The organism is Halotolerantifilum yawarlongkerapense (assembly GCF_054506745.1).
In genome coordinates, this window is record NZ_CP199719.1 from 2,468,351 (window position 1) to 2,480,364 (window position 12,014).

General features: G+C 56.3%; 9 protein-coding genes. 8 read left to right on the forward strand and 1 reads right to left on the reverse strand.

All coding sequences use genetic code 11. The features are described from left to right. Positions 1–78 precede the first annotated feature (78 nt). Complete coding sequence (gene uvrB, locus ACULM0_RS12135) at positions 79–2,049, forward strand: excinuclease ABC subunit UvrB (RefSeq protein ID WP_463677797.1); 1,971 nt, start codon at positions 79–81, stop codon at positions 2,047–2,049. Next, positions 2,039–4,861: an excinuclease ABC subunit UvrA gene (gene uvrA, locus ACULM0_RS12140; RefSeq protein WP_463677798.1), complete on the forward strand. Its 2,823-nt coding sequence runs from the start codon at positions 2,039–2,041 to the stop codon at positions 4,859–4,861. The genes uvrB and uvrA overlap by 11 nt, the downstream gene beginning before the upstream one ends. 21 nt (positions 4,862–4,882) lie before the next feature. Here the strand turns inward: uvrA and ACULM0_RS12145 are convergent, their stop codons facing one another. Further along, positions 4,883–5,536, reverse strand: a complete 654-nt coding sequence (locus tag ACULM0_RS12145; RefSeq protein WP_463677799.1) for a hypothetical protein — start codon at positions 5,534–5,536, stop codon at positions 4,883–4,885. Positions 5,537–5,598: 62 nt separating this feature from the next. Between ACULM0_RS12145 and uvrC the strand changes: the two genes are divergently transcribed. The 6 genes from uvrC (at position 5,599) to nuoF (ending at position 11,998) form a co-directional block, all read left to right on the forward strand. After that, positions 5,599–7,458 (forward strand): excinuclease ABC subunit UvrC, encoded by a 1,860-nt coding sequence (gene uvrC, locus ACULM0_RS12150; RefSeq protein WP_463677800.1) that lies wholly within the window; start codon positions 5,599–5,601, stop codon positions 7,456–7,458. Then, positions 7,455–8,366, forward strand: a complete 912-nt coding sequence (gene hprK, locus ACULM0_RS12155) for an HPr(Ser) kinase/phosphatase (RefSeq protein ID WP_463677801.1) — start codon at positions 7,455–7,457, stop codon at positions 8,364–8,366. The genes uvrC and hprK overlap by 4 nt, the downstream gene beginning before the upstream one ends. 117 nt (positions 8,367–8,483) lie before the next feature. Next, positions 8,484–8,933, forward strand: a complete 450-nt coding sequence (locus ACULM0_RS12160; protein ID WP_463677802.1) for an arsenate reductase ArsC — start codon at positions 8,484–8,486, stop codon at positions 8,931–8,933. Positions 8,934–9,328: 395 nt separating this feature from the next. Then, a complete protein-coding gene (locus ACULM0_RS12165) occupies positions 9,329–9,802 on the forward strand; it encodes an NADH-quinone oxidoreductase subunit NuoE family protein (RefSeq protein WP_463677803.1) in 474 nt (157 codons plus the stop codon). Positions 9,803–9,817: 15 nt separating this feature from the next. Next, the gene (locus ACULM0_RS12170; RefSeq protein ID WP_463677804.1) at positions 9,818–10,183 is read left to right on the forward strand and encodes a (2Fe-2S) ferredoxin domain-containing protein; all 366 of its coding nucleotides are present in this window, start codon (positions 9,818–9,820) and stop codon (positions 10,181–10,183) included. A gap of 24 nt (positions 10,184–10,207) precedes the next feature. After that, positions 10,208–11,998: an NADH-quinone oxidoreductase subunit NuoF gene (gene nuoF, locus ACULM0_RS12175; RefSeq protein WP_463677805.1), complete on the forward strand. Its 1,791-nt coding sequence runs from the start codon at positions 10,208–10,210 to the stop codon at positions 11,996–11,998. The last annotated feature ends 16 nt before the right edge of the window (positions 11,999–12,014 follow it).

Here is a 12,014-nt window from a genome sequence, read left to right on the forward strand (position 1 = left end):
TCTTTCCCCTTCGATTGACTGAAGGGGACTTGTGCGTTATAATAAAGGAACAGTTGTTCGAACAAAAAGGAGGGTAAAATGGCCCAATTTCAAATCCAATCGGAATACCGTCCGACGGGCGATCAACCGGCCGCCATCGAGGCCCTGACCCAGGGGATCTTCTCGGGTGAGAAGCACCAGACGCTCCTCGGGGTCACGGGATCGGGAAAAACCTATACCGTGGCCAATGTGATCCAAGAGGTGCAAAAGCCCACGCTGGTCATCGCCCACAACAAAACGCTGGCCGCACAGCTCACGAGCGAGTTCAAGGAGTTCTTCCCGGAGAACGCCGTTGAGTATTTCGTGAGTTACTATGATTATTACCAACCGGAAGCCTACGTGGCCCAGAGTGACACCTTCATCGAGAAGGACTCGGCCATCAACGATGAGATCGATAAACTGCGACACTCCGCCACGGCGGCTCTGTTCGAACGAGATGATGTGATCATCGTGGCCTCGGTCTCCTGCATCTACGGTCTTGGTGATCCCGAGGATTACGAGACCATGATGCTCTCCCTTCGACCTGGGATGACCCGTCGCCGGGAGGACATTATCGAGAAACTGGTGGACATCCAGTACGCTCGGAACGACATCAGCTTCGAACGCGGCACCTTCCGTGTGCGCGGTGATAGCGTGGAGATCTTTCCGGCCAACGAATCGGAAAAAGCCCTTCGCGTGGAACTCTTCGGCGATGAGATCGATCGGATCGTGGAGATCGACGTGGTCACGGGTGAGGTACTGGGACAGCGCGACCACATCGCCATCTTCCCCGCGAGCCACTACGTCACCGGCATGGAGAAGATCGAACGGGCCATCGTGGAGATCGAGAAGGAACTCGCCCAACAGATCAAGACCTTCAAGGACGAGGGCAAGCTCGTGGAAGCACAGCGCATCGAACAGCGCACGCGCTATGACATCGAGATGCTCCGCGAAGTAGGCTTTTGTTCGGGCATCGAGAACTACTCCCGCGTAATCTCCGGACGACCACCGGGGAGCCGCCCCTACACGTTGATCGATTATTTCCCAGATGATTTCCTGCTGGTGGTCGATGAGTCCCACGTGACCCTACCCCAGGTACGCGGCATGTTCGGGGGCGACAAGACCCGCAAACAGACCCTGGTGGACTACGGGTTCCGATTACCCTCTGCCATGGACAACCGGCCCTTGAATTTTCAAGAGTTCGAGGGACTGGTGAACCAGGCGCTCTATGTGAGCGCCACGCCGGGTCCCTATGAGAAGGAGCACAGTACCCAGGTGGTCGAGCAGATCATCCGTCCGACGGGCCTGCTCGATCCCGTGATCGATGTGCGGCCCGTTGCCGGGCAGATCGACGACCTCTACAGCGAAATCCAGAAGAGGGTCGTCAGAAAAGAGCGCGTGCTCGTCACTACCCTCACCAAGAAGATGGCCGAGCGCCTGACCGACTATTTCGATGACCTCGGCGTGCGCGTGCGCTACATGCACTCGGAGGTGGACACCCTCGAGCGGATGGAGATCATCCGTGACCTGCGGCTGGGTGCCTTCGACGTGCTCGTCGGGATCAATCTCCTCCGAGAAGGACTCGACCTGCCGGAGGTATCCCTCGTGGCGATCCTCGATGCCGATAAAGAGGGATTCCTCCGCTCGGAGACCTCGCTGATCCAGACCGTGGGTCGTGCGGCACGACATGTGGAGGGAAGGGTCATCATGTACGCCGATAAGATCACCCCCTCCATGCGCAAGGCCCTCGATGAGACGGAGCGGCGCCGGGAAACCCAGGCGGCCTATAATGCGGCCCACGGGATCACACCGCAGTCCATCGTCAAGAAGGTGCGCGATGTGGTGAAGGCCACGCAGGTGGCCGAAGGTGCGTCGGATACCTTCCGACCGGATCCCCAGCAGATTACCGCCACAATCGAGGCGCTGGAGAAAGAAATGAAAATCGCGGCGCGGGCCCTCGCGTTTGAAGAGGCCGCCCTGATCCGCGACAAGATCAAGGAACTGAAGGAGCTATTAGAAGATGTCGAATAAACAACTTTTCGTAAAGGGTGCCAAGGAGCACAATCTGAAGAACATCGATATCGCCCTCCCGCGCGATGCCTTCATCGTCATCACGGGGCTCAGCGGATCGGGCAAGAGCTCGCTGGCCTTCGATACCATCTATGCCGAGGGACAACGGCGCTATGTGGAGAGCCTATCGGCCTACGCCCGCCAGTTCCTCGGACAGATGGAAAAACCCAATGTGGAGTACATCGAGGGCCTGTCGCCGGCGATTTCGATCGACCAGAAGACCACCAGCCGCAACCCCCGATCAACCGTGGGGACGGTAACGGAGGTCTACGATTACCTCCGCCTGCTCTTCGCCCGCATCGGTGTCCCCCACTGCCATATCTGCGGTCGCGAGATCAGCCAGCAGAGCGTGGACCAGATTGTCGACCAGATCATGAACCTTCCCGAGCGCACCAAGTTCCAAGTGCTCAGTCCTATCGTCCAAACCAAAAAGGGCGCGCACAAGGGCTTGATGGAGAGCCTCAAGAAGGAAGGCTTCGTCCGCCTGCGCGTGGACGGGATCATCTACGATATTGCCGAGGTGCCGAGCCTCGATAAGAACCTACGCCACGATATCGATATCGTGGTCGACCGTCTCGTGGTGAAGGAGGGAATCGGTAAGCGACTCACCGATTCCGTGGAAATCGCCCTGAACCACGGGGACGGGAACTTGCTGATCAACATCATCGATGGGGAGGACCTGAAGTTCAACACGAACTTCGCCTGCCCGGAACACGGCGTGACCATCACGGAGATGGAACCGCGGATATTTTCTTTCAACAATCCCTATGGAGCCTGTGGGAACTGTAAGGGTCTCGGCCACCACCTGCGGGTGGATCCGGAGCTGATCGTACCCAATCCCAAGCTCAGCATTGACGAGGGCGCCATCGATCCCTACGCCAACAGCCAGGAGGGCACCTTCTATGCCCAGATGATCCGCGCTATCTGCGAAGTCCACGATTGTGATACCTCTGCACCCTACCGCGACCTCCCCGATGCGGTGAAAGAGGCGATCATGTTCGGGACCGAGGAGGAGCTGACCTTCGATTTCGATTCGAAGTACTCTGGTCACACGAGCCACAGTGCCTCCTTCGAGGGGATCGTCAAGAATTTTGAGCGGCGCTACCACGGGACGAACTCCGACTACATCCGCAAGAAGATCGAGGGCTACATGAGCCTCGTTCCCTGTGAATCCTGCCAGGGAAAACGGCTCAAGGACGAGATTTTGGCGATCACCATTGGTGGCAAGAACATCATCGAGATCACGGAGATGAGCATCAAGGATGCCCAGGCCTTTTTCCAGGGACTGGTCTTGTCCGAGCGCGATGCCTTCATCGCCGAGCAGGTCTACAAGGAGATCCGGGGGCGACTGCGCTTTCTGACCAACGTGGGGCTCGATTACCTCACCATGGCCCGGAACGCCGGGACGCTTTCCGGTGGTGAGTCCCAGCGCATTCGCCTGGCGACCCAGATTGGGTCCGGTCTGGTGGGTGTCCTCTACATCCTGGACGAGCCCAGTATCGGACTCCACCAGAAGGACAACAACATGTTGCTCGCCACACTCCGCGAGCTGACGGATATCGGCAACACACTGATCGTGGTGGAACACGATGAGGATACCATCCGTCGTGCCGACCACGTGGTGGACATCGGCCCCGGAGCGGGGGAGCACGGCGGTCAGATCATCGCACAGGGGTCCTTCGAAGAAATCCTCAAGGTAGAGGACTCTATCACGGCCCAGTACCTCTCGGGGCGTAGATCCGTACCCGTGCCCGAGTGGCGTCCTGTCACCGAAGAGACCCACCACCTGGAGGTCGTCGGTGCGAGGGAGAACAACCTGAAGCAGGTGAACGTACGGTTCCCGCTGGGAGTCTTCTCCGCCGTGACGGGTGTCTCGGGATCGGGAAAGAGCTCGCTGGTCAACGAGATCCTGTACAAGGCCGCGGCCCAGAAGATCCAGCGATCGAAGGACAAACCCGGCAAACACGACGAAATCCTGGGTCTGGAGTACATCGACAAGGTCATCGATATCGACCAGTCGCCCATCGGCCGCACACCCCGGTCGAATCCGGCCACGTACACAGGTGTTTTCGATGACATCCGCGATCTCTTCGCCAGGACCAAGGAGGCCAAGGCGAGGGGCTACAAGAAAGGTCGCTTCAGTTTCAACGTCAAGGGCGGTCGGTGCGAGCACTGTCGCGGAGACGGGATGATCAAGATCGAGATGCACTTTTTACCGGATGTGTATGTACAATGTGACGTCTGCAAGGGAAAGCGCTACAACCGCGAGACCCTGGAGGTCAAGTACAAGGGCAAGCGGATCTCCGACGTTCTGGAGATGACGGTGGAGGAGGCCCTCGCCTTCTTCGAGGCCATCCCCAAGATCCAGCGGAAGCTCCAGACCCTCCACGACGTGGGGCTCGACTACATCCGGCTCGGCCAGCCCTCCACCCAGCTCTCCGGTGGTGAAGCCCAGCGGATCAAACTGGCCACGGAGCTGTCGAAGCGCTCAACGGGTAGCACGCTCTATATCCTGGATGAGCCGACCACGGGCCTGCACATCGCCGATGTGCACAACCTGATCAACGTCTTGCAGCGCTTGGTCGAGGGGGGCAACTCGGTTATCGTGATCGAGCACAACCTCGATGTGATCAAGTGCGCCGATCACATCATCGACCTCGGTCCCGAGGGCGGCGACGACGGCGGTACAGTGGTCTGCACGGGGACGCCTGCCCAGGTGGCAGGGGTGAAGGGCAGTTACACCGGACAGTACCTGAAGAAAATCCTGACATAAGAAAATCGCGATGACCGGGTGTCATCGCGATTCTTTTTGGGGCTGGATTCCCTGGGCCGAGAGAAAGGCCGTGATGGCCGGTGCCTGGCCGGGGTCCACGGCGGCATCGATCCGCGCCGTATCATCGTACAGGATCAGCTCCAGGCGATCACCCCTCAGTCGGTAGGCCTCGAAATCGGCGTAGGAGAACTTCCCATAGGGATTTTTCGGCTGGTCGGCCATGGGCAGGTCGATACGAAAGTCCGTACCGCTGACGGCTACGCCCCCCTGGTAGACCCTCAGGTGCACCCGTCTGCGGGTGATGTAAAGCAGCCCTTCGGCGAGGAAAAGCCCCAGCAACAAGGGGGGGATTCCATCGGTATAGGGACGGTTCGTTTCCGCCAGGGGATAGAAGCTCACGAGCGCCACCGGCAAATAGTAGAGGAGACGGTCGAAGAGTTTGGTATAATGTAAAGAGCAAGTGAAGAACAGCTGGTCCATGTCGGCTTCCTTCCGGTAATAGAACCGGCGGAAGAGCATCTGTACCGTCGGGAAGAACCCGGCGAGCAGGAGGACCGTGAAATACTGAAAACGCGTTTCGGTCGCGTAGAAGTAAGGCAGGGACGGACCCATGGTGAAGACCGTCACCGTGCTCATGAAGGCGACGACGAAATTAAGCGATTGGAATTTTGACAAAGAGCAACACCTCCGCTTTTCATTATACCCGTGGGGAGGTGCACTAGAAAAGGGTGATTTTCATGTTTGACATCAAAGAACAGCTCAAGAAGCTCCCGGAGGCCCCCGGGGTCTACCTTATGAAGGATCAAAAGGGCGAGATCATCTACGTGGGAAAATCGAAACACCTGAAGAACAGGGTCTCCTCCTACTTTCGCGCCTTCAACTCCCACCGCCGTAAGGTCCAGACCATGGTGACTAACGTCGCCGAGTTCGAGTACTATCTCACGGACACGGAGGTCGAGGCCCTGATCCTCGAGGCCAACCTGATCAAGAAGCACAAACCGAAGTTCAACATCCTGCTGCGGGATGACAAGAGTTTTCCCTACATTGTGATCACCATGAGCGAGAAGTTCCCCCGGGTCATGATGACGCGTGAGCGGCTGGACAACGGGGATCTCTACTTTGGCCCCTTCACCAGCGCCTACTATGTGAAGCAGACGATCGAGGTGATCCACGACCTTTATCCCTTGAAAAAATGCGCTCGGGATCTATCGAAACCCGGCACGCGACCCTGTCTTAACTTTCATATCGCGCGCTGTCTGGGCCCATGCAATGGTGAGATCTTCCTAAAGGAGTACCTGGAGATGATCGGCGAGATCCGCTCCTTTCTCTCCGGTGAGAACCGGGCCGTGGTCCGGAAGATCCAGGAGGCCATGGCCGAGGCGGCGGAGAACCTGGAGTTTGAAAAAGCGGCGGATCTGCGCGACAAGAGCGAGGCCATCGAGAGTCTGAAGATCCAGCAGACGGTGGAATCGGGCAAAGGTGAAGAGCGCGATGTCATCAGCTATGCCGTCCACGGCGACACGGCCTGCGTCATGGTCTTCTTCGTGCGCAAGGGAAAGATCATCGACCGCGACCGCTACACCATCGACGGTGTGGAAGAGGCGGCTGCCGACGAGATCTTGGGGAACTTCTTGCTGCAGTACTATCAAAACGCCGCACACATCCCCAGTGAGATCCTACTTTCCGATGCGGTTTCCGATGCCGAGAACCTGGAGGCTTACCTCGGCCAGGTGGCCGGTCACCGTGTGAAGTTGATCGTACCGCAACGGGGGGACAAGCGGAAGCTCGTGCTCCTGGTGCGAAAGAATGCCCTGGAGTACATCACCAAGTTCCAGGACAAGGTGACTTCTGATCGCGAGGCGGCCGAGAAAAGGCTGAAGGCGCTCGCGGAGGTCACGGGTCTATCGGCCCTAGACCGCATTGAAGCCTACGATATCTCGAATATCTACGGGGTCCTGGCCGTGGGATCCATGGTGGTCTACGAAAAGGGCGTTCAGAAGAAGCGGGACTACCGCAGGTTTCGGATCAAGACCGTGGGCCAGATGGACGACTACGCCTCGATGCAGGAGATGCTGTACAGGCGCTTCAACCGAGGTCTCAAGGAGAAGGAAGAGGTCTCCGCAGGGGATAAGTTCTCCCTCTTCCCCGACCTCATCCTGATCGACGGTGGCAAGGGGCACGTCTCCAGCGTCAAGGAGGTGCTGACGGCCCTCGGGGTCGATATACCCGTGCTCGGTATGGTGAAGGATGATTTCCACCGGACCAAGGATCTGATCGACGGGACCACGGCTCTGGGTTTGCAGGACAATCGGGAAGCCTACCGCTTCGTTTACGAAATCCAGGAGGAGGTCCACCGCTTCGCCATCGAGTACCACAAGAAGTTGCGCAACAAGGAGATGACCCACTCCGTGCTCGAAGAGATCCCGGGCATCGGAAAGAAGCGGGCGCGGCAACTGATCATGCACTTCAAGGCAATCGATAAGATCAAATCGGCCACAGTAGAAGAACTCGTGGCGGTAGAGGGGATGACGACCCCATCGGCCCAAGCCGTGCTCGACTTTTTCGAAAAGGGCGAGAGAAAGGAGACCCACCTTTGAACACAAACTATATCCCCATTACCAGTTTCATTGAGGACCTGAAGTTAGAGGTCATCGTAGAGGGGGCCGAGGATGCCAAGATCATCACCAGCGAGGTGAACCGCATCGGTCTCCAGATCATGGAGTACTACGAGTATTTCAGCGAGGAGCGCATCCAGGTCGTTGGCAAGAGCGAGTACTCTTATCTCCAAAAGCTCTCGGAAGAGAGCCGTTACGAGATCGCCACGAAACTCATGCAGTACAAGATCCCCTGCCTGGTCTTCACTAGGGAACTCGAGATTTTCGAGAGTTTCAAGCGGGCGGCCAGGGAGAACAACTGTTACCTCCTGCGCACGAACAAATCCACGACTTCCTTTAACTCGCGAGCGCTCACCTATACCGATGATAAGCTGGCCGAGGCCGTGACCCTACACGGGGTGCTGGTCGATGTCTACGGTATCGGGATCCTGATCATCGGCAAAAGTGGTGTCGGGAAGTCTGAAGCGGCTCTTGAGCTGATCAAGCGGGGGCACCGCTTCGTCGGTGACGATGCCATCATCCTGCGAAAGACCCGGGACGATCGTTTGCTGGGGACCTCGCCGGATTTGATCCGCAATCTTCTCGAGATCCGGGGGATCGGTATTCTGGATATCTCCAAACTATACGGTATCGGGTCCATCCGTCACGAGAAGTTCGTCGATCTGGTGGTCCGGTTCGAAGAATGGGACAAGAAAAAAACCTACGACCGGCTCGGTCTCGACGAGAACTACTCCGAGATCATGGGCGTCAAGGTCGCTCTGATGGAGATGCCCGTGAAACCCGGCCGAAACCTGGCCGTGATCTTGGAGGCGGCGGCCATCAACCACCGCCAGAAGGCCATGGGCTACAATGCGGCGCTGGAGCTGGAAGAACGGATGAAACGCCTCTGAGTCAAGGGGGCGTTTCTTTTTGGTTAAGAGAGGTTAAGAATATGTAAATGCCATCCGTCACCTCTATGGGTGGGTTATCATGAGAGTACCTAGTGAACCCATAAGGAGTGATTGGATTTGAAGCAACTGTATCGCGTGTTGTTCTTGTGCGTGCACAACGCTGCACGAAGCCAGATGGCCGAAGCTTTCCTCAATGCTCATGGCAAGGGTCGTTTTTACGCAGAGAGCGCGGGATTCGAACCGGGCGAGCTGAACCCCCACGTTGTAGAGGTGATGCGGGAGAAGGGATACGACCTTTCGGAGAATAGCGTGGACCATGTGTTCGATTTTTACCGTGAAGGCCGTTTCTACGGGTATGTGGTCACCGTGTGCGACGAGAGCCATTTCCAGAAGTGTCCCATCTTCCCTGGACTCGTCAGGACCATCCACTGGGATCTGCCGGACCCCTCCACCTTCGAGGGAACCCCCGAAGAGATACGCGACCAGATCCGCTTGCTCAGCGATCGGATCGAAGGACTCGTATGCACCTTGATCGAAGCGATCGATCAAGATGGACAAGCGATCTGATCGCTGTCGCAGGACCGTCCAACTTCATGAACGTCTCTTGATCTTGGGAGGCGTTTTTTTTATGTTCAGGGGGGCAAATCGTCACAACTCAGTCAGGGTGCGGAGGGAGCCGCAATGGACGTTGCGAGATTGCAACAGACCTTTCGATTGACTAATTAATATTTTAACAAATTTAGTTTACAATCATTTTCGTTGTGTTATAATAAATGCGACAAACCAAAACCAAAGCCATTTCAACCCTTTCAGCCCTTTGAGTGTGGGTGATCCGGTTGAGAATCCTACGACTTACACAGGTGGAATTAATGACCATTTGAGTAAGCCTTTTATTACGCCCTGAATTGTGAAGGTTTTAACGGAAGTGTTGGGGAAACGACTTTCAAGAGGAGGAAAAGACCATGGCCAAAGAAATTTTATCGGCAGATAACTTCAAGCGTCTCGACGAGGTCATCGCGACGCATAAGGACCGCAAAGGTGCCTTGATGCCCATATTGCACGAGAGTCAAAAGATCTTCGGTGCTTTGCCCATCGAAGTACAGAAAGTAATCAGCGAGAAGCTGAACGTGCCAATGGCAGAAATCTACGGCGTGGTGACATTCTACTCTCAGTTCACCCTCGAGCCGAAGGGCGAGTACGTCATCGGCGTCTGCCTGGGAACGGCATGCTACGTGAAGGGTGCACAGGCGATCATCGATCGCATCTCAAAGGATATCGACGTGAAGGTCGGAGGCTCATCGCCCGATGGCAAGTACTCGCTCGAAGCCACCCGTTGCATTGGCGCCTGTGGCTTGGCACCCGTTTTGACGGTTAACGAAGATGTGTACGGTCGACTGGTGGAAAGTGACGTACCCGGCATTCTGTCGAAGTATTAAGAGGGGGAAAATGAGATGAAATCTTTACAGGAACTCGCTAAGATTCGTGACGAAGCCAAATCGAAGATCAACCTGAGAAAAGACCGCAAGGGAACCCGTATCGTAGTGGGGATGGCGACCTGTGGTATCTCGGCAGGTGCACGTCCCGTACTGACCGCACTGCTCGAAGAAGTATCCAAGCGCGGTCTACCGGATGTAGAAGTGACGCAGACCGGTTGCATCGGTGTATGTCGCCTCGAGCCGATCATTGAAGTCTATAAAGAAGGCGATGACAAGGTGACCTATGTAGAGATGACGGCCGAGAAGGCGAAGAAAGTCATCGCAGATCACATCGTCAACGGACAGGTTGTCACCGACTTTACCATCGGCGCGTACGAGTAGAGCAGGGGTTAGGAGGAGAAGGTTATGAATATGTATAGATCGCACGTCCTTGTTTGTGGGGGTACTGGTTGTGTTTCTTCGGGTTCTATGAGCCTGATGGACAAATTCGGTGTAGAGCTTGACAAACACGATCTCGTGAACGAGGTCCAAGTAGTAAAGACCGGTTGCTTCGGCCTGTGTGAAGCGGGTCCCATCGTGATCGTTTACCCGGAGGGTGCTTTCTACTCTCGCGTGGAGGAGAAGGACATCGAGACGATCGTAGAGGAGCATTTGCTGAAGGGTCGTATCGTGAAGGACCTGCTCTTCAAGGAATCCGTCGAAGAAGACGTAATCAAATCCATCAACGAGGTGGGTTTCTACAAAAAGCAGATGCGGATCGCCCTGCGCAACTGTGGTGTCATCAATCCGGAGGTCATCGAAGAGTACATCGCTTTCGACGGCTACCAGGCCCTTGGTCAAGTACTCACGGAAATGACACCCGAGCAAGTTATCGAAACCATCAAGGCATCCGGCTTACGCGGCCGTGGTGGCGGTGGCTTCCCCACGGGCCTCAAGTGGCAGTTCACCTACAGCGCCAAGGGCGATGAGAAGTATGTGGCCTGTAACGCCGACGAGGGTGACCCCGGTGCCTTTATGGACCGTTCGGTCCTAGAGGGAGATCCCCACTCTTTGATCGAGGCCATGGCCATCGCCGGCTACGCTGTCGGTGCCAACATGGGTTATGTCTACATCCGTGCTGAGTATCCCATTGCCGTCAAGCGTCTTGAGATCGCCATCGAACAGGCGAAGGAGAACGGCCTGCTCGGCGAGAATATTTTCGGAACGGACTTCTCCTTTGACTTGGAGATCCGCCTCGGTGCAGGCGCTTTCGTCTGCGGTGAGGAGACAGCACTGATCGCTTCCATCGAAGGCGAGCGGGGTATGCCCCGTCCACGTCCTCCCTTCCCTGCTGAAAAGGGAATCTTCGGCAAACCCACGCTACTCAATAACGTGGAAACCTACGCGAACATCGCGCCGATCATCCTGAATGGTGCCGACTGGTACGCGGGAATCGGGACAGAACGTTCGAAGGGAACCAAGGTTTTCGCCTTGGGCGGTAAGATCAACAATACGGGTCTCCTCGAGATCCCCATGGGCACGACGCTCCGAGAGATTATTTATGATATCGGTGGCGGCATCCCCGGTGGCAAAACGTTCAAAGCGGTGCAGACCGGCGGTCCTTCCGGCGGATGTATTCCCGCGGATTACCTCGATACAGAGATTGATTACGATAACCTGGTAGCCCTCGGATCGATGATGGGCTCAGGTGGTATGATCGTCATGGATGAGGACAACTGCATGGTGGATATCGCTCGTTTCTTCCTTGACTTTACAGTAGAAGAATCCTGCGGTAAATGTGTCCCCTGTCGTGAAGGGACGAAGCGTATGCTCGAGCTTCTGAACAAGATCACAGCGGGGAAAGGGACCCTCGGGGATATCGACACGCTCGAGAGCCTAGCCCATAGCATCAAGGACTCTTCCCTCTGTGGACTCGGTCAGACGGCTCCGAACCCGGTACTGTCCACCCTCCACTACTTCCGACATGAGTACGAAGCCCACGTGAACGATCAGACTTGTCCCGCTGGTGTTTGCCAGGATCTACTGAAGATCGTGATCACGGACAAGTGTATCGGATGTACGGCTTGTACGAAGGTCTGCCCTGTGAACTGCATCAGCGGTGAACGTAAGGCTCTGCACGTCATCGATCAGGATGTCTGCATCAAGTGTGGCGCTTGTATCGAGAAATGCCCCGTCGACGCCATCGTGAAGAAGTAACGAGGAGTGTGAAATC

Excerpts from the sequence above, each read along its gene's own strand:
- nuoF (WP_463677805.1), top strand. The coding sequence starts at position 10,208 with ATGAATATGTATAGATCGCACGTCCTTGTTTGTGGGGGTACTGGTTGT.
- uvrA (WP_463677798.1), top strand. The coding sequence starts at position 2,039 with ATGTCGAATAAACAACTTTTCGTAAAGGGTGCCAAGGAGCACAATCTG.
- ACULM0_RS12165 (WP_463677803.1), top strand. The coding sequence starts at position 9,329 with ATGGCCAAAGAAATTTTATCGGCAGATAACTTCAAGCGTCTCGACGAG.
- uvrC (WP_463677800.1), top strand. The coding sequence starts at position 5,599 with ATGTTTGACATCAAAGAACAGCTCAAGAAGCTCCCGGAGGCCCCCGGG.
- ACULM0_RS12170 (WP_463677804.1), top strand. The coding sequence starts at position 9,818 with ATGAAATCTTTACAGGAACTCGCTAAGATTCGTGACGAAGCCAAATCG.
- uvrB (WP_463677797.1), top strand. The coding sequence starts at position 79 with ATGGCCCAATTTCAAATCCAATCGGAATACCGTCCGACGGGCGATCAA.